This is a genomic window from Caulobacter sp. FWC26 (genome assembly GCF_002742645.2).
Lineage (GTDB): Bacteria > Pseudomonadota > Alphaproteobacteria > Caulobacterales > Caulobacteraceae > Caulobacter.
In genome coordinates this window covers 4188887-4205352 of sequence record NZ_CP033875.1, presented here as the reverse complement: position 1 = coordinate 4205352, position 16466 = coordinate 4188887, and the positions used below count along the sequence as shown (strand labels likewise).

The window sequence follows — 16466 nt, the reverse complement described above, 5'->3', positions numbered from 1 at the left end:
TATGTAATTGGATTTCATGATGAAACTGGCGCACCCGACACGATTCGAACGTGTGACCTTTGCCTTCGGAGGGCAACGCTCTATCCAGCTGAGCTACGGGTGCCTTCTCGTCGCCTTGGAGATCAAGGAGACGGGAAGCGGGTCTTAGCCGAAAGGCGAGCCCGGCGCAAACGGTCTCGCGCGGTCGTTCACGCCTTTCCCATATAGATGAAGCGGATCACGAAGAGGCCGGCCAGGACGAACAGCAGCCAGTCCTTCGGCTTGGCCTTGCCCCGCAGCAGGGTGAGGCCCGCATAGGCGGTGATGCCGAACGCCAGTCCGTTGGCGATCGAGAAGGTCAGCGGGATGGCGATCACGGTCAGGAAGGCCGGGATGGCCACGCTCGGGTCGTCCCAGTCGACATCGGCCAAGGCGCCGACCATCATCGAGCCGACGACGATCAGGGCCGGCGCCGTGGCGGCGGCGGGGATGGCCTGGACCCAGGGCGCGAAGAACAGGGTCAGCAGGAACAGCACGCCCACCACCACGGCGGTCAGGCCGGTGCGGCCGCCCTCGGCGACGCCGGAGGCGCTCTCGATATAGCTGACAACGGTCGAGGTGCCGGCCAGCGAACCGCCGATGGTGGCGATCGAGTCTGCGGTGAGGATGCGGTTCAGGCGCGGGATCGTGCCGTCGGGCTGGACGAGGCCGGCCTTTTTGGTCACCGCGACCAACGTGCCGACATTGTCGAACAGGTCGACGAACAGGAAGACGAAGATCACTTCGGCCAGCGCCATGCCCACCGCGCCGTTCAGGTGGAGAGCGGCGGGAACGTCGAGCTTGAAGGCCGTGGCGGTGAGGGCCGCCAGGCCGTACTCCCCGGGCGTGATCTTGGCCATGCCTAGCGCCCAGGCGGCGCCGGCGGCGACGAGGATGCCGATCAGGATGGCGCCCTTGACCCGCCAGGCCATCAGGGCGCCCATGACCAGCAGGCCAAGGATCGACAGGGCGGCCGTCGGCTTGGTCAGGTCTCCTAGCGCCACGGTGGTGGCCGGGTCGGGGACGATGATGCCGGCTTCCTTCAGGCCGATGAAGGCGATGAACAGGCCCACCCCGGCCGCGACGGCCGAGAACAGCGGGCGAGGAATGGCGCCGACGATCAACTGGCGGATGCCGGCGACCGTCAGCACCAGGAACGCCACGCCCGAAAGGAACACGCAGCCCAGGGCGGTTTCCCACGGCAGGCCCATGCCCTTGACCACCGTGAAGGTGAAATAGGCGTTCAGGCCCATGCCGGGCGCCAGGGCGATCGGATAGTTGGCGATCACGCCCATCAGAATGCTGCCCAGGCCCGCCGCCAGGCAGGTGGCGGCCGCGACGGCCGCGATCGGCATGCCGGCCTGGCCCAGGATCGCCGGATTGACGATCACGATATAGGCCATGGTCAGGAAGGTGGTGAAGCCGGCCAGCACCTCGGTGCGCACCGAGGTTCCCTGTTCCGACAGCTTGAAGATCTTTTCGATCATTTCGCCGCGCCCCCGATCGCGGTCAGGTCCGGTGTGTTGGTCTCGTAGCGGTCCCAGCGAGCCGTCAATTCCCGCACCACGACCGAGCCGACACGGTAGGCCGAGTCGAACGCCGACATCGCGCCTTCGTCGTGGAAGGCGCGGGGAAAGGTCGGCGCGCCGAGCGGCGGGCGAGAATAGTTGCTGGCGGTGCGCAGGACCATCACGCGCTGGAAGTCGACGCGGCCGGTCCTGGCGTAGAGGTCGAGCACGTCGAGGATCCCCTGGTCCTCGCAGTCGGTCATTACGAAGACGCCTGCGCCGTCAGTCCACAGCTTGACCCAGTCTTGCGCCCATTGGGTGCGCCGGGCGCCGTGCCAGAACCGGGTCGCGCCCAGGGCCTCTCCCTTGAGTACGAAGGGCGGGCGCTGGGCGTTCGTTTCGCCGGCATAGGGGGCCCGTAGCGCGGCCAGGCCGGGGTGGTCGGGGATCTCGACCTTGGCGGTCAGGCTGTAGGCCCAATCGACCAGTCGCCAGTTCAGCGCCCAGACCATGCCAGAGGAGCCTTCGGCCGAGCCCTTCACGTTCGGACGCTCGGTCTCCAGGGCGTAGAGGCCGTAGGGCCAGTCGGCGGGGATTTCTCGGTCATCGACCTCGTAGATCGGATCGGCGTCCACGACATAGCGGGCCCAGGCGGCGCTGCCGATCGAGGCCGCCTTGGGATCGACGCCGGCGATGCCCGCCACCAGCCAGTAGGTCTTGGAGAAGTCGAACCGCTTGTCGAGCAGCAAGGCCGCAACGCTCTCGCGAGCTCGGGCGCGCATGTCGGTCATCACGCCCAGGACCCCGTCTTTGGGCGAATAACGGGCCGGATGCCGCAGGCCCGGGACCTGGATGACTTCGTTCAGCGGCAGGCCTTCGACCCAAGGCTGAAACTCGCCCGGGCGATCGCCCGTCACCGCGCCGATCTCGAAAGTGGTGAGCACGACGACCTTCACCGGGATCGGCTTTGCAGGCTGGGCGTGCGACACCGCGCCAAGCCCCAGCCACAAGGCCAGAATCAGTCCAAGAAATCGCATCGCCCCTCACGCCCCGCCCCATGCCGGAGGCGCGAAGCTGGCGCGCGCCGCCCGCCCTGACAAGCCGGTATCGTCCTCCGGCGCCGAGGCCGCGTCGAGTGATCAGTCCTTAGTCGGATCGGCTGCGTTGGGATCGCCATAGGTCAGGGCGACAAAGACGTCCTCGAGATCGGGGTCCTCGGTGGCGATGTCCTTGATCTGAACGCCGCTGGCGCGGACGGCGGCCAACACCTGCTCGACGCTGGATTGACCCGTGCGATAGCTGACCGAGAAGCCGCCGCCGGAACGCAGCTTGGTGTCGAATCCTTGCAACGCCGGAGCGACCGATACGGGGTTTTCGGGGGTCACAACCACGTTGCGGCTGTCCATCCGGCTCAGCAGCTTGGCCGTCGGCTCGCAGGCGACGACTTCGCCGCGATTGACGATGGCGATCTCGTCGCAGAGCTCCTGGGCTTCTTCCAGGTAGTGGGTTGTGAGCACGATTGTCACGCCCAGTTGGTTCAGACCCGTCACGTACTGCCAGAGCTGGCGGCGCAGCTCGACGTCGACCCCGGCCGTGGGCTCGTCCAGGATCAGCACCGGCGGTTGATGGACCATCGCCTTGGCCACCATGAGGCGGCGTTTCATACCGCCCGACAGCTGGCGCACATAGGCGTTGGCCTTGTCGCCAAGTCCCAGGGCGTTCAGCAGTTCGTCCGTGCGCCGTTCGCTTTTGGGCACGCCATAGAAGCCCGCTTGCACCTCCAGCGACTCGCGCGGGGTGAAGAACACATCGGCGGCCAGTTCCTGCGGCACCACGCCGATGGCGGCGCGGGCGTCGCGCGGGCGCTGGTCGATGTCGCGCCCCCAGATCCGCACCGTGCCCGAGCTCTTGCGGACCAGACCGGCCAGGATGTTGATGAAGGTCGACTTGCCCGCGCCGTTCGGACCCAGCAGGCCGAAGATCGAACCGCGAGGGATCTTCAGGTCAATGCCGTTCAGGGCCCGCTTTTCCGGCGAGGTCTTGGTGCCGGCATAGGTCTTGTACAGGCCTTCGGCTTCGATGGCGTAGGCGGGCAGGTCCATGGAGCGTCCAAAGCGGGCCGGCGGTGGGCCGGGAAACGTCATAACAGGCGCGCGTCGATTGACGGCGCCTTTCAGCGTCGCATAGGTATGCCTCGTTCGCCGCCGCGCCAAGGCCGCGTTCCGAATTCAGGGATTCCCTACATGGCCAAGGCCAAGATCACGCCCGCTAACGCCACCGTTCCGACGGCCATGGATCCGGCCGCCATCGCCGGTCCCGCGCCGGAGACGATCGCGGTCCGCTCTCACCGCATCGCCTGCGACGGCGTCGGGGGCGCCTTGGGGCATCCGCGCGTCTGGCTGGAGATGGGTGCGGCCGGCTTTGTCGACTGCCCCTACTGCGACCGTCGGTTCGTGGCGACGACGGGCGAGGGCGACGAGAGCGAGCTTCTGGCGCCGGGCGTCTATGAAGGCGCCGGCGGCCACTAGGCCGCGTGCTTGGCCTCGATGAGCAATATCCCTGCGGCGCAGCGCGCTGAAACCCTCGCCAAGGCGTGGGAAAAGGCTGAGTGGCCGCACGAGGCGCCGGTGCTGCGCGCCATCGCCATGCCGTCCGACACCAACCCCGAGGGCGACATCTTCGGCGGCTGGCTGCTGTCGCAGATGGATCTGGCCGCCGCCTCGATCGCGTTCCACCGCGCCGCAGGCCGTTGCGCGACCATCGCGATCGACGGCATGACGTTCATCAGTCCGGTGTTTGTCGGTGACGAGGTCAGCCTGTTCGCGCGGGTGATCCATACGGGCCGCACCTCGCTGAAGGTGCAGGTCGAGGCTTGGCGGCGTCCGCGCGACAGCGAGCAGGCGCACAAGGTGACCGAAGGCGTGTTCACCTTTGTCGCCATCGACGAGAACCGGAAATCTCGGCCGCTGCCCTAGAATATTCTCCGATAGGCGTGAAGCGGCCATCGGATCGAAACGGCTGTAGCGGCGGCGGCTTGGACCGGCTTGCATGACTTGGCGGCAGGGGCGTCAGATGGGCGCATGAGCACCGCCGTCTTGGATCTCGACCTTCTGTCGTTCGCCCCCTTGATCGTCGCCCCAAACCCGGCGAAGGCGGGTTAGCCATGGTCGAGCTGCGCGCTACCCGTCCGGGCGATCTGGGCTGGATCATCCAGCGCCACGGCGAACTCTACGCCGCCGAGCAGGGCTGGGACCATCGGTTCGAAGGCGTCGTGGCCGGAGTCGTCGCGGACTATGTGAAGACCCATGACCCGGTCCGGGAGGCCTGCTGGATCGCCGAACATCAGGGAGCGCCGGTCGGCTCGATCATGCTGGCCAAGGAGACCGAAACGGTCGGCCGCTTGCGCCTGCTGCTGGTCGAGCCCTCGGCGCGAGGGATGGGCGTCGGCGAGGCTCTAATCGCCGCCTGCATCGCCCGGGCCCGCGAGGTCGGCTACGCGGAGATGGTGCTGTGGACCCAGAGCATCCTGCTGCCGGCGCGCCGCCTCTACGCCCGCTTCGGCTTCGTGCTGGAAGAAAGCTGGGACTATGACGGCTTCGCCGAGGGACTGATTTCGGAGAGCTGGCGGCTGAAGCTGTGATCAGCCGATCAGGTGGTCCCTCCACGCCTGACGCAGGACCTTCTTGTCGATCTTGCCGGTTGCGGTCAGCGGCACGGCGGCGAAGACCACGTCGTCGGGCGTCCACCATTTGACGATCCGGGGCGCCAGATAGTCGAGCACGGCGGCCTTGGTGACCTCCGCGCCGTCGTGGGGTTCTATGACCAGGATCGGGCGCTCTTCCCACTTGGGATGCGGCACGCCGATTACTGCGGCGATCTTCACGCCGGGACAGCCGACGGCGACGTTTTCCAGGTCGATCGAGCTGATCCACTCGCCGCCCGACTTGATGACGTCCTTCTGGCGGTCGGTGATGCGCATGAAGCCGTTGGCGTCCAGGGTGGCGATGTCGCCGGTGTCGAAGAAGCCGTCCTCGCGGGCGGCGTCGGCCTCCTTTCGGAAATAGCGCTTCACCACCCAGGGACCGCGCACCAGCAGCGCGCCGGAGGTCTCGCCGTCCCAGGGCGCGGCCTGGCCGTCCTCGGTCTCGACCTTCAGCTCGATGCCGAACTGCAGCCGGCCCTGGCGGGTCCAGATCGCCTCGTCCATCGCTTCCTCGCCCAGCGACGCAAGCGCCGGGGTGGGGGTGGCGACAACACCGATCGGGCAGGTCTCGGTCATGCCCCAGATCTGCAGGGTCTGGACGCCGTAACGGCGCTTGAAGGTTTCGGCCATGGCCCGCGGCACGGCGCTGCCGCCGATGACGACCTTCTTCAGGCTGTCCGGCCGCTGGCCGTTCCGGTCGAGCCAGTCCAGATACATGGTCCAGATGGTCGGCACGCCGCCCGTGAAGGTGACGCCCTCGCCGTCGATCAGCTGGTGCAGGCTGGCGCCGTCCATCTTGTCGGCGGGCAGGACAAGCTTGGCCCCGCAGATCGGCGCGCTGAATGGCAGGCCCCAGGCGGTGGCGTGATAGAGGCTGGAGCAGGGCATCACCACGTCGAACGGCGTAAAGCCGAAGGCGCTGTTCAGACCCCCAGCCATGGCGTGCAGCACCACCGCCCGGTGGGAATAGAGCACGCCCTTGGGATCACCCGTGGTGCCCGAGGTGTAGCAGAGGAAGGCCCCGGCGTTCTCGTCGAAGCTGGGCCAGGCGATTGTATCGGGTTCGTCCGCGATCAGGGTCTCATAGCTGACCGCGCCGACCGCGCCGGGGGCGGTCCGCTCGGCGTCGGACAGCATGACGAAGGTCTTCACTGTGGTCAGTTGCGGGGTGATCCGCTCGACCAGGGCCTGGAAGTTGCGCTCGAAGAATAGCACCGAACTTTCGGCGTGATTGATCGTGTAGACGATCTGCTCGTCGAACAGCCGGGGATTGGCCGTGTGCAGCACAGCGCCGATCCCCGGGACTGCGTAGAACAGCTCCAGGTGCCGATGGGTGTTCCAGGCCAGGGAGGTGACCCGGTCGCCGGCCTTGATCCCCAGCCCTCGGAGCGCGTGGGCGGCCTTGGCCGCGCGGCGCGCCAGGCCCGCATAGTCGTAGCGATGCAGCGGCTCGTCGATCAGCCGCGAGACGATCTCGCGCGCGCCATGAGCCTGGGCGGCGTAGGTCAGGATGCCGCTGATCATCAGCGGCGTCGTCTGCATCAGGCCCGGGATCATGGGCTCCTCCCAATTCTTGTCGTTGAGAGGAGCCTAGAGGGTGAAACGCTTGTTGGAAAAGGGCCTAAAGCGCCGCCAGGACCGCGTCGCCCATCTGCGTCGTGGTGAGCGAGCCGCCCAGATCACGAGTGCGGGCGCCGTTGTCGAGGGCGGCCTTCACCGCCGTCAACAGCGTGTCGGCGGCTTCGGTCTGGCCCAGAGACCAGCGCAGGGCCATCTCGAACGACAGGATGGCGGCCAGGGGGTTGGCCAGGCCTTTGCCGGCGATATCGGGGGCGGAGCCGTGGATGGGCTCATAGAGGCCCGGCTTGCCAGGCGCGCCCAGAGCGGCCGAGGGCAGCATGCCCAGCGAGCCGGTCAGCATGGCCGCCGCGTCCGACAGGATGTCGCCGAACAGGTTGTCGGTGACGATCACGTCGAACTGCTTGGGCGCGCGGACCAGCTGCATGGCGCAGTTGTCGGCCAGGATGTGCTCCAGCTGGACGTCCGGATATTCGCGGGCGTGCAGGTCGGTGATCACCTGCTTCCACAACAGGCCCGACTCCATGACGTTCGACTTTTCGGCCGAGTGGACCTTGTTGGTGCGGCCGCGCGCCAGCTCGAAGGCGACGCGTCCGACGCGCTCGATCTCGCTGGTCGTATAGACCTGGGTGTCGAAGCCCTTCTTCTGGCCATCGGCCAGGTCTTCGATGCCGCGCGGCTGGCCGAAATAGACCCCGCCCACCAGTTCGCGCACGAACAGGATGTCCAGACCCGAGACCAGTTCCGGCTTCAGGCTGGAGGCGCCGGCCAGGGCTTCGAAGCAATAGGCCGGGCGCAGGTTGGCGAAGACGTCCATCGCCTTGCGCAGGTTCAGAAGACCGGCTTCTGGGCGCAGGTGGCGCGGGGCGTCGGCCCACTTGGGACCACCGACCGCACCCATCAACACCGCGTCGCTGGCGGTGGCCTGGTCGCGGACCTCGTCGGTCAGCGGCGTCCCGTGGACGTCATAGCTGGCGCCGCCATAGAGCGCTTCCTCGACCTTCAGGTCCGGGGTGAGGGCGGCCGCCACGCGGCGCACTTCGGCGCAGACTTCCGGGCCGATGCCGTCGCCGGGCAGGAGGAGCAGGGTGGACATGGGGCTCTCTTGGATCAGATTTCGCGGTAGGCGGAGACGTCGAACGAAGACATACGGCGTTCGCCGACGCCGAGCTCCGGCCAGCAGGCCCGCCAGGCCGCCATGTGCGGGCTGGCGCGATGGAAGGCCAGGGCTTCTTCGTCGATGAAGTGCTCGTAGACCCGGATCAGGCCTGGGTCGAGCGGGTCCTCGGTCAGGGCATAGTCCAGGCAACCCGGTTCGGCGCGGCTGCTTTCGACCTGGGCGCGCAGGTGTGGCCGCAGGTCGGACAAGCGCTCGGGAGCTATGCGGATCGTGCCGGCGAGGATGATGGTCATGTTCGCTCAACGTCCCAAAATTCCGTGTCATCCCGGACGCGCATGCGCGTTCCGGGACCCAGGGGCAACCGCAGTGCATCGGCCTCTGGGGCCCGGCTCTCCGCTGCGCTGCGGCCGGGAGGATACGCTTTACTGCTGCCTTAAGCCTCCAGCCAGGGCTGGCTGATGGCGCGCTTGCTCTCGAACAGGTCGATGTCGCCGCCGTGCTGCAGGGTCTCGCCGATGGCGTCGAGACCTTTCAGCATCTTTTCCTTACGGACCGGGTCGATGTCGAAGCCGATCGTCTTGCCCGAGGGCGAGATCACGGTCTGGGCCTCGAGGTCGACGCTGACCATGTGGTTGCCGCCCTTGGCCTCGTCCATCAGCAGGGCGAGGTCTTCCGGGCTGACCACCACCGGCAGCAGGCCGTTGTTGAAGCAGTTGTTGAAGAAGATGTCGGCGAAACTGGTCGAGATCACGCACATGATCCCGAAGTCCATCAGCGCCCAGGGCGCATGCTCGCGCGAGCTGCCGCAGCCGAAATTGTCCCCGGCGATCAGCACGGACGCGTTCTTGTACTCCGGCTTGTTCAGCACGAAGTCGCTGATCTCGTTCCCGTCGGCGTCGAAGCGGAAGTCGTAGAACAGGCCCTTGGCCAGCCCCTCGCGCTCCACAGTCTTGAGGAACTGCTTGGGAATGATCTGGTCGGTGTCGATATTGGCCAGCTCCAGCGGAGCCGCGCGGCCGTCGAGGCGGGTGAAGGCCTTCATTGGGCGGTCTCCGAGAACAGGGTGCGCACATCGACAAGGTGGCCCGCGATCGCCGCCGCCGCCGCCATGGCGGGGGAGACGAGGTGGGTGCGGCCGGCGCGGCCCTGGCGGCCTTCGAAGTTGCGATTGCTGGTCGAGGCGCAGCGCTCGCCTGGGGCCAGCTTGTCGGGGTTCATGGCCAGGCACATCGAGCAGCCCGGCTCGCGCCAGTCGAAGCCGGCGGCCTTGAAGATGGCGTCCAGGCCCTCGGCCTCGGCCTGCTCCTTCACCAGGCCAGAGCCGGGCACCACCATCGCCTTGACGTGCGGCGCCACCATGCGTCCGTGCAGGAAGGCTTCCTGCACCACGGCGGCGGCGGCGCGCATGTCTTCGATGCGGCTGTTGGTGCACGAGCCGATGAAGACGCGGTCGATGCGGGCTTCCGAGATCGGCTGGCCGGCCTTCAGGCCCATATAGTCCAGGGCCCGGTGAGCGGCGGCGCGCTTGTCCGGCGTGGCGAAGCTTTCCGGATCGGGGACGGCGCCGGTGACCGGGATGACGTCCTCTGGGCTGGTGCCCCAGGTGACCATCGGCACGAGGGCCGAGCCGTCGATCACGACCGTGCGGTCGAAGACGGCGTCCTCGTCGGTGAAGAAGGTCTTCCAGTGGCTCAGCGCCATGTCCCAGGCCGCGCCCTTGGGGGCGGCGGGCTTGCCCTGGATATAGGCGAAGGTCTTCTCGTCTGGGGCCACCAGACCGGCCTTGGCGCCGCCCTCGATGGTCAGGTTGCAGAGGGTCATGCGGCCCTCCATCGACAGACCATGAATGGCCTCGCCGGCGAATTCGATGACGTAGCCGGTGCCGCCGGCGGTGCCGATCTCGCCGATCACGGCGAGCGCCACGTCCTTGCCGGTGACGCCGGGCGGCAGCTGGCCGTCGACGCGGACCAGCATGTTCTTGGCCTTCTTCTGTCGCAGGGTCTGGGTGGCCAGCACGTGCTCGACCTCGGATGTGCCGATGCCGTGCGCCAGAGCCCCGAAGGCGCCGTGGGTCGAGGTGTGGCTGTCGCCGCAGACGATGGTCATGCCCGGCTGGGTGCGACCCTGCTCGGGTCCGACCACATGGACGATGCCGTTACGGATGTCGCCCATCGGGAAGAATTCGATGCCGTTGTCGGCGACGTTGCGGGCCAGGGTCTTGAGCTGCAGGCGCGCTTCTTCGTCCGCCACGGCGTCGACGCCCAGCGATTGGCCTTCGGTCGGGATGTTGTGGTCGGCCACGGCGAGCGTGCGATCGGGCCGACGCACCTTGCGGCCGGCCGCGCGAAGGCCCGCGAAGGCCTGCGGCGTGGTCACCTCGTGGATGAGGTGCAGGTCGATATAGAGGATCGCTTCGCCGCCTGCTTCGCTGACGACGTGGGCGTCCCAGATCTTGTCGTAAAGGGTTTTGCCGGACATGGGCGCGATATAGGGCGGATCGTGCGTCGAAATCCAGAGGCGGGCGCTGCTCGGGCCAAATTCTTGCGCCGCGTTCGCCCGCAGCACGGTAACAAAGACAAAGGGCGCGCCCGTCTTTCGACCTGTCGGCGCGCCCTCGCATCATTTTCAGCCTTCGGGGGCCGATGGGCTCCGCCCGAAGAGGGCCGTCCACTAGAAAGGAGACGGTCTGGAAGCCCGACAATGTCGGGGGTGAAGCGAGCTTCTCACGGCGCTGCGGTTTGTCAAGTTGTGTGTGGTTGCACGGAGCTTGACTGTGATGTCCGCGATTGACGGTCGATGGATTCCGCCCATGCCTTTGTGGCCTGACACGTGTCCATGGCGCGTTTGTAGGCCTCGCGCGCGGTGGTTCGGTCGATATATGCCAATTCCAGATCGCCGAGCGAATAGTTGACGGTGCGCTGAGCGAACTGGAGGGCGTAGGTGACCGAGATGTCGGCCGCCGTGAACGTTTTGCCAGCCATGTAGGGCTCGCGGGCTAGCTGGCGTGTCACTAGAGCCAGACGCCCCGTGAACATCGCTTGGCCTTTCCGGGCGCCCCAGTTGTCACGTTCGGCCTCGGGCGCGAGGATCTGGCTGACGACGGTAATGAATATCGGAGTGGCCAGGCCGGCTTCGCCCAGGTGCAGGAACTGCTGATAGGCCGGAAAGGCGGGATCGCGCGGTTCAGGAGCCAAGGGCGTCGGGCCATAGCGGCCCATCAGATATTCCATGATGGCTATGGACTCGACCATGATGGTCTTGCCGTCCTGGATGGCCGGGATGAAGCCTCCTGGGTTGATGGCCATGAACTCGGGATCGTTTTCGACGCCAGCCAGCATGTCCACGGGCCTCAGGCGATAGGGTAGGCCCATCTCCTCCAGCAGCCAGGCGATCCGGAATCCGCGGCCCTCGCCGAAAAGGGTGATCATGGCGGCGGCTCCCTCTGTGTAAGGGCATAGAACCGCGCCCGGAGCCGATCGGCAAAGAAAAAGGCCCCGGCGTTTCCGCCGGGGCCTCGTTCAATTCCGAAGTCGGAGACTTAGTCTTCCGACGCCGCCGAAGCCGAAGCCTTCGGGCCGCCAGCGCGCTCGGCGATACGGGCCGACTTACCGCGACGGTCGCGCAGGTAGTACAGCTTGGCGCGACGGACGACGCCGCGACGCTTGACTTCGATGCTTTCGATGCTCGGCGACAGCAGCGGGAACAGACGCTCCACGCCTTCGCCGAACGAAATCTTACGGACCGTGAAGCTCTCGTGCACGCCCGTGCCGGCGCGGGCGATGCAGACGCCTTCGTAGGCCTGAACGCGTTCGCGCTCGCCTTCCTTGATCTTCACGTTGACGCGCAGGGTGTCGCCGGGACGGAAATCCGGGATCGCGCGGGCGGCCAGCAGACGGGCCGATTCTTCTTGCTCGAGCTGAGCGATGATGTTCGCAGCCATGGTCACTACTCCTTGGGCTTACCCGGCTTCGGGTCGCCTTTTGCCTGTTGATTGGCGAGGTGGGCTTCCCAGAGATCCGGGCGCCGCTCGCGGGTCGTTTCTTCACGCATACGCTTGCGCCATTGGTCGATCTTCTTGTGATCGCCCGACAGCAGCACCTCGGGAATTTCGAGCCCTTCGAACGTCCGCGGCCTAGTGTACTGCGGATGCTCGAGGAGACCGTCCTCGAAGCTTTCTTCCAGCGTGCTCTCGATGTTCCCCAGAACCCCCGGGGCTAGTCGAACGCACGCCTCGATCACGACCATCGCCGCCGCCTCGCCACCGGCAAGGACCGCGTCTCCGACCGAGACTTCCTCGAACCCTCGGGCGTCAAGCACCCGTTGATCCACCCCCTCGAAGCGGCCGCACAGCACCACGATACCCGGCGCCTTGGACCACTCCCGAACGCGCGCCTGGGTCAGGGGCCTGCCCCGGGCGCTCATGTACAAAAGCGGCCGTCCATCGATCTCCACGCTGTCGAGCGCAGAGGCGATAACGTCCGCTTTGAGCACGGCTCCCGCGCCGCCACCCGCGGGGGTGTCGTCGAGGAAGCCGCGCTTATCCTTGGAAAAGGCGCGAATGTCCAGTGTTTCCAAACGCCACAGGTCCTGCTCCTTCCAGGCGGTCCCGATCATCGAGACACCGAGCGGGCCCGGAAAGGCCTCGGGGAACATGGTCAGGACGGTGGCGGTGAACGGCATGGCCGCTCTTTAGCGTCAGCGACGGCCGGAGTCGAAGCCCGCGTGCCGCGCCCGTTCACCACGGGCATTTTCCAGTTGTTCACCGTCATCCGGCACATTCAGGCATAACCAAGAGGTCCGCACCGTCCCATGCCCATCCAAGGCCGCTTCTTCCGACGTCTGAGCGAAGGCGTCGCCGCCCTCGCCCGCCGTCTGCGGCGCGATGAGCGGGGCGCGATCGCCGTTCAGTTCGCGCTGCTGGCCCTGCCGCTGTCGATCCTCATCTTTGGCCTGGTGGACGTCGGACGCCTCAGCCTCCAGCGCCGTCAGATGCAGGACGCCCTGGACGCGGCGACCCTGATCGCCGCGCGTTCGACCGCTGCGACCGACGCCGAACTCGACGCTGCGGGCGACGCCGCTTTCCTGGCCGAGATCGCGGGGATGAACCTGGGCCTTACGGCGTCGAACTCGACCTTCACGGCGGGGACGAACAACCGCGTCGTCGGCTCGGTCACCGCCACCCTGAAGCCGATCATCGCCAATTTTTGGCAAAGGGGCGATTTCACCGTCACCGCCCGATCCGAGGTTGTCCGTTCGTCCAAGGACCTGGAAGTGGCTCTGGTGCTCGACATCACCGGCTCGATGGGCGGCACGCGGATCGCCGACCTGAAGGTCGCGGCGTCGGATCTCGTGGATATCATCGTCCGTGACACCCAAACGCCTTTCTACTCCAAGATCGCCCTCGTGCCCTATGCGGCCGGTGTGAACGTCGACACCTATGCCGACGCTGTTCGTGGGCCGGTTCCGGTGCGCGATGTCAGCAATGTTGCGTGGGTGGCGAGCGGTACGCCGATCACGGCGATCACCAAGGCGTGGCCCGCCAGGGTCACTTCAAACAACCATGGCTTGGTTACTGGCGACAAAGTCCTGATCACTGGCATCAACGCCAGCGGCTCGAACAGCATGTCGAGCCTTAATGGGCAGACCTACACGGTGAGGCGCGACACGAACAACCGCGTATGGCTTGATGGGGTGAACACGACCCTGAAGTCCAACTATTCAAGCGGCGGCACAATCCAGAAATGCCTCACGAGCAATTGCAGCCTCGTGGTTACGACGGGCGCGTCACATGGTTTCTCTACGGGCGACCAGATCAGCTTTACAGGGATCGGCGGCACGACGACGCTGAACGGCCAGACGGTCTCGATCACCAGCTTGACGAGCACGACGTTCGACACGGGCGTCGCAGGGCTCGGAACGGCCGCCTACACCAGTGGGGGAACGGCGACCTGTGAGCAGAGCACGACCCCAGGGTGCCGACGTCTCGCCTATGTCAGTAACTGGGGAAATAACAAGGTACGGTCCATCAGTACCTGCGTCAGCGAGCGGACGGGGCCTCAGGCCTACACGGACGCTGCGCCCAGCACCGCCTATGTGGGAACGAACTATCCATCGGTATCGCCCGAAACCAACTCCCCCAACCCCTGTCCGTCCGCGAAGATCACCCCGCTTTCGAGCGACAAGGCTTCGCTGAAAGCCCAGATCAACGCCTACGCCGCAGGCGGCTCGACGGCAGGCCATATTGGTCTCGCCTGGGGCTGGTACATGGTCGCGCCGAACTTCGGCTATATCTGGCCAAGCGCGTCGCAGCGTCCGGCGGCTTACAAGACCAAGGACCTGATGAAGGTCGTGATCCTGATGACGGACGGCGCCTTCAACACGCCCTATTGCAACGGCGTTATCGCGGCGAACGCCGGCGCTGGCAGCGGCAGCGATGATGATCACATCAATTGCAACGCGACGAACGGCGACTCGTTCTCGCAGGCGCGGGCGCTCTGTACCGCGATCAAGAACAGCGCCTACGATATTACGCTTTACACCGTAGGCTTCGACGTCGGTTCGGACGCCACTGCCAGGAGCTTCCTGACCGATTGCGCCTCGGACTCGTCCAAGGCCTTCTTCCCCGCCACCGGGTCGGAGCTGAAGTCGTCCTTCAAGGCGATCGCCCAGGAAATCTCCTCGCTTCGAATCTCCAAATAGAAAAGCCCCGCCGGGTTTCGGCGGGGCTCGTTGTTCCAACGCGGGTAGTCGTCAGGCCAGCTTGATCTCGCGCAGGCGCTGTTGAAGGAATTCGTCGGCGGTGATCGACTCCGGATAGCGATCCGGGTTTTCGGCCGTGACGCAGTTAGGCAGCGTCTTGATCTCGTAGTCCGACGCGAAGTGCAGGAAGAACGGCGTCGAATAGCGCGGCACCCCGCGACGTTCCGGCGGCGGGTTGACCACGCGGTGCACCGTCGAGGGCAGGACGTTGTTGGTCAGGCGCTCGAGCATGTCGCCGATGTTGATGACCAGGCAGCCCGGCGGCGGATTGATCGGCAGCCACTGGCCGTCGCGGTCCAACACTTCCAGCCCGCCTTCTTCGGCGCCCAGTAGCAGGGTGATGGTGTTGATGTCGCCATGGGCCCCGGCGCGCACGCCGGTGGCGTCTTTGGGGATCGGCGGATAGTGCAGCAAGCGCAGCACCGAATTGCCGTCCTGCACGGTCGGGTAGAAGAAGTTCCGGTCCAGCTTGAGATAGGTGGCGATCGCCTCCAGCACCTTGCCGCCCATGGCGTCGAGGCTGTTGTACAGCCAGCTGACGTCGTGCTTGAACGCCGGGATCTCGGCCGGCCAGACATTGTCGGCCATGTGGGCGCGGAACCGGTGGCCGGGCGGCAGGTCGCGGCCCATGTGCCAGAATTCCTTCAGGTCGTAGTGGTCCGCGCCCTTGGCGGTCTCGACGCCGAACGGGATGTAGCCCCGCGCGCCGCCCTTGACGCCGGCGTACTGCTTCTTGGTCTCGACCGGCAGGGCGAAGAAGGCTTTTGCGGAGTCGACGGCGGCGTCGATGCGCGCCTGATCCAGATCATAGTCGGACAGCACCGCGAAGCCGTAGCGTTCGAACGAGGCGCCAAGCTCCTGCGCGAAGCGCGAAAAGTCCTTGGCGTAGAGAGAGAAAGAGACCGGATCGATGGCGGAGGTGGACACGTCGGCGAGCCTTGGAATGAGTAAGTTCCTTCTTACTACACCGGGCGAGGAGCGAAACGAAGGCTGTTCGTCGTCGCGCGGCGCGAGGTCGGGAACTTGACCATAAGACGGGCGTTTGCCCGGGTGACTTGATCTACAACAAAGAAGCGAGGGTTGCGACCATGCCGAAATTCGCCCGCAAGACGACGCTGGCTCTGGTGCTGATGAGCGCCGGCGCCCTGGCCGCCTGCACCACCACCGATCCCTACACGGGCATGCCGGTTCGGAATAACACCGGTACGGGCGCACTGACCGGTGCTGGCGTCGGCGCAGTGCTGGGTTATCTGACCAACACCAACAAGGGCGAACAAGGCCGCAAGAACGCCCTGATCGGCGCGGGCATCGGCGCCTTGGCCGGCGGCGCGATCGGTAACTACATGGACCGCCAGCAGGCCGACTTCCGCCGCAGCCTGGAAGGCTCGGGCGTGATGATCCGTCGTAACGGCGACCAGATCGTGCTGGTCATGCCCAGCGATGTGACCTTCGCCGTCGACCGCTCGGACGTGCAGCCCCAGTTCATGCGCGTGCTCGACGACGTGGCGCGGACGCTGAACGCCTATCCCCAGACCACGATCGACGTGGTGGGTCACGCCGACTCCAGCGGCCCGGACGACTATAACCAGACCCTGTCCGAGCGCCGCGCCAGCGCCGTCGCCGGCTACCTGACGGGCCCGGGACGCGTCCTGACCGATCGCGTCTATGTGGCGGGCATGGGCGAGCGCGCCCCGGTCGCGGACAATGCCACCGCCGAGGGTCGCGCCCAGAACCGCCGGGTCGAGATCATCCTGCGCCCGTTGACCTAAGACCTGCCCCC

The 16466-nt window shown here is 66.3% G+C and carries 17 protein-coding genes and 1 tRNA gene; 5 read left to right on the top strand and 13 right to left on the bottom strand.

The features are described from left to right. Nucleotides 1–26 precede the first annotated feature (26 nt). The 4 genes from CSW63_RS21660 to CSW63_RS21645 form a co-directional block, all read right to left on the bottom strand. Nucleotides 27–103: transfer RNA gene (locus CSW63_RS21660), tRNA-Arg, on the bottom strand. Nucleotides 104–188: 85 nt separating this feature from the next. Further along, the gene (locus tag CSW63_RS21655; RefSeq protein WP_062096473.1) at nt 189–1505 is read right to left on the bottom strand and encodes an NCS2 family permease; all 1317 of its coding nucleotides are present in this window, start codon (nt 1503–1505) and stop codon (nt 189–191) included. After that, nucleotides 1502–2563, bottom strand: coding sequence for a purine nucleoside permease (locus CSW63_RS21650; RefSeq protein ID WP_062096475.1), 1062 nt, complete (start codon nt 2561–2563; stop codon nt 1502–1504). Before CSW63_RS21650 ends, CSW63_RS21655 begins: the two co-directional genes overlap by 4 nt. A 102-nt stretch (nt 2564–2665) precedes the next feature. Further along, entirely contained in the window at nt 2666–3628 is a 963-nt protein-coding gene (locus tag CSW63_RS21645; RefSeq protein WP_062096477.1) for an ABC transporter ATP-binding protein, read from the bottom strand. 141 nt (nt 3629–3769) lie between these two features. Here CSW63_RS21645 and CSW63_RS21640 point away from each other — a divergent pair, with 141 nt between their 5' ends. From CSW63_RS21640 to CSW63_RS21630, 3 genes are all read left to right on the top strand, one after another. Then, on the top strand, nt 3770–4054 hold the full coding sequence (locus CSW63_RS21640; RefSeq protein ID WP_062096479.1) for a zinc-finger domain-containing protein: 285 nt from the start codon (nt 3770–3772) through the stop codon (nt 4052–4054). 18 nt (nt 4055–4072) lie between these two features. Then, on the top strand, nt 4073–4501 hold the full coding sequence (locus CSW63_RS21635) for an acyl-CoA thioesterase (RefSeq protein WP_062096481.1): 429 nt from the start codon (nt 4073–4075) through the stop codon (nt 4499–4501). 188 nt (nt 4502–4689) lie between these two features. Then, a complete protein-coding gene (locus tag CSW63_RS21630) occupies nt 4690–5166 on the top strand; it encodes a GNAT family N-acetyltransferase (protein WP_062096483.1) in 477 nt (158 codons plus the stop codon). Here CSW63_RS21630 and CSW63_RS21625 read toward each other — a convergent pair whose 3' ends face one another. From CSW63_RS21625 to trmD, 8 genes are all read right to left on the bottom strand, one after another. Further along, nucleotides 5167–6786, bottom strand: a complete 1620-nt coding sequence (locus CSW63_RS21625) for a long-chain fatty acid--CoA ligase (RefSeq protein ID WP_062096485.1) — start codon at nt 6784–6786, stop codon at nt 5167–5169. It lies immediately after the preceding gene. Nucleotides 6787–6850: 64 nt separating this feature from the next. Beyond that, entirely contained in the window at nt 6851–7903 is a 1053-nt protein-coding gene (leuB, locus tag CSW63_RS21620; RefSeq protein WP_062096487.1) for a 3-isopropylmalate dehydrogenase, read from the bottom strand. A 14-nt stretch (nt 7904–7917) separates the two neighbouring features. After that, nucleotides 7918–8220, bottom strand: coding sequence for a putative quinol monooxygenase (locus tag CSW63_RS21615; RefSeq protein ID WP_062096489.1), 303 nt, complete (start codon nt 8218–8220; stop codon nt 7918–7920). A gap of 140 nt (nt 8221–8360) precedes the next feature. Beyond that, entirely contained in the window at nt 8361–8969 is a 609-nt protein-coding gene (gene leuD / locus CSW63_RS21610; RefSeq protein WP_062096491.1) for a 3-isopropylmalate dehydratase small subunit, read from the bottom strand. After that, complete coding sequence (leuC, locus tag CSW63_RS21605; protein ID WP_062096506.1) at nt 8966–10405, bottom strand: 3-isopropylmalate dehydratase large subunit; 1440 nt, start codon at nt 10403–10405, stop codon at nt 8966–8968. The genes leuD and leuC overlap by 4 nt, the downstream gene beginning before the upstream one ends. 263 nt (nt 10406–10668) lie before the next feature. Further along, nucleotides 10669–11355: a glutathione S-transferase family protein gene (locus CSW63_RS21600; protein WP_062096493.1), complete on the bottom strand. Its 687-nt coding sequence runs from the start codon at nt 11353–11355 to the stop codon at nt 10669–10671. Between the two features lie 110 nt (nt 11356–11465). Beyond that, entirely contained in the window at nt 11466–11867 is a 402-nt protein-coding gene (gene rplS, locus CSW63_RS21595) for a 50S ribosomal protein L19 (protein WP_062096507.1), read from the bottom strand. A gap of 5 nt (nt 11868–11872) precedes the next feature. Continuing rightward, complete coding sequence (gene trmD / locus CSW63_RS21590) at nt 11873–12607, bottom strand: tRNA (guanosine(37)-N1)-methyltransferase TrmD (protein ID WP_062096495.1); 735 nt, start codon at nt 12605–12607, stop codon at nt 11873–11875. 129 nt (nt 12608–12736) lie between these two features. On the opposite strand from trmD, the gene CSW63_RS21585 reads away from it, so the two are divergent. Next, entirely contained in the window at nt 12737–14626 is a 1890-nt protein-coding gene (locus CSW63_RS21585) for a ubiquitin-activating E1 FCCH domain-containing protein (protein ID WP_099502990.1), read from the top strand. 51 nt (nt 14627–14677) lie between these two features. Here CSW63_RS21585 and CSW63_RS21580 read toward each other — a convergent pair whose 3' ends face one another. Next, the gene (locus CSW63_RS21580; RefSeq protein ID WP_062096499.1) at nt 14678–15613 is read right to left on the bottom strand and encodes an isopenicillin N synthase family oxygenase; all 936 of its coding nucleotides are present in this window, start codon (nt 15611–15613) and stop codon (nt 14678–14680) included. A gap of 161 nt (nt 15614–15774) precedes the next feature. Between CSW63_RS21580 and CSW63_RS21575 the strand changes: the two genes are divergently transcribed. Continuing rightward, complete coding sequence (locus tag CSW63_RS21575; protein WP_062096500.1) at nt 15775–16455, top strand: OmpA family protein; 681 nt, start codon at nt 15775–15777, stop codon at nt 16453–16455. The last annotated feature ends 11 nt before the right edge of the window (nt 16456–16466 follow it).

Bases quoted from the DNA above. Each gene is read 5' to 3' on its own strand.
- CSW63_RS21655 (WP_062096473.1), bottom strand. From the start codon at position 1,505: ATGATCGAAAAGATCTTCAAGCTGTCGGAACAGGGAACCTCGGTGCGC.
- CSW63_RS21650 (WP_062096475.1), bottom strand. From the start codon at position 2,563: ATGCGATTTCTTGGACTGATTCTGGCCTTGTGGCTGGGGCTTGGCGCG.
- CSW63_RS21645 (WP_062096477.1), bottom strand. From the start codon at position 3,628: ATGGACCTGCCCGCCTACGCCATCGAAGCCGAAGGCCTGTACAAGACC.
- CSW63_RS21640 (WP_062096479.1), top strand. From the start codon at position 3,770: ATGGCCAAGGCCAAGATCACGCCCGCTAACGCCACCGTTCCGACGGCC.
- CSW63_RS21635 (WP_062096481.1), top strand. From the start codon at position 4,073: ATGAGCAATATCCCTGCGGCGCAGCGCGCTGAAACCCTCGCCAAGGCG.
- CSW63_RS21630 (WP_062096483.1), top strand. From the start codon at position 4,690: ATGGTCGAGCTGCGCGCTACCCGTCCGGGCGATCTGGGCTGGATCATC.
- CSW63_RS21625 (WP_062096485.1), bottom strand. From the start codon at position 6,786: ATGATCCCGGGCCTGATGCAGACGACGCCGCTGATGATCAGCGGCATC.
- leuB (WP_062096487.1), bottom strand. From the start codon at position 7,903: ATGTCCACCCTGCTCCTCCTGCCCGGCGACGGCATCGGCCCGGAAGTC.
- CSW63_RS21615 (WP_062096489.1), bottom strand. From the start codon at position 8,220: ATGACCATCATCCTCGCCGGCACGATCCGCATAGCTCCCGAGCGCTTG.
- leuD (WP_062096491.1), bottom strand. From the start codon at position 8,969: ATGAAGGCCTTCACCCGCCTCGACGGCCGCGCGGCTCCGCTGGAGCTG.
- leuC (WP_062096506.1), bottom strand. From the start codon at position 10,405: ATGTCCGGCAAAACCCTTTACGACAAGATCTGGGACGCCCACGTCGTC.
- CSW63_RS21600 (WP_062096493.1), bottom strand. From the start codon at position 11,355: ATGATCACCCTTTTCGGCGAGGGCCGCGGATTCCGGATCGCCTGGCTG.
- rplS (WP_062096507.1), bottom strand. From the start codon at position 11,867: ATGGCTGCGAACATCATCGCTCAGCTCGAGCAAGAAGAATCGGCCCGT.
- trmD (WP_062096495.1), bottom strand. From the start codon at position 12,607: ATGCCGTTCACCGCCACCGTCCTGACCATGTTCCCCGAGGCCTTTCCG.
- CSW63_RS21585 (WP_099502990.1), top strand. From the start codon at position 12,737: ATGCCCATCCAAGGCCGCTTCTTCCGACGTCTGAGCGAAGGCGTCGCC.
- CSW63_RS21575 (WP_062096500.1), top strand. From the start codon at position 15,775: ATGCCGAAATTCGCCCGCAAGACGACGCTGGCTCTGGTGCTGATGAGC.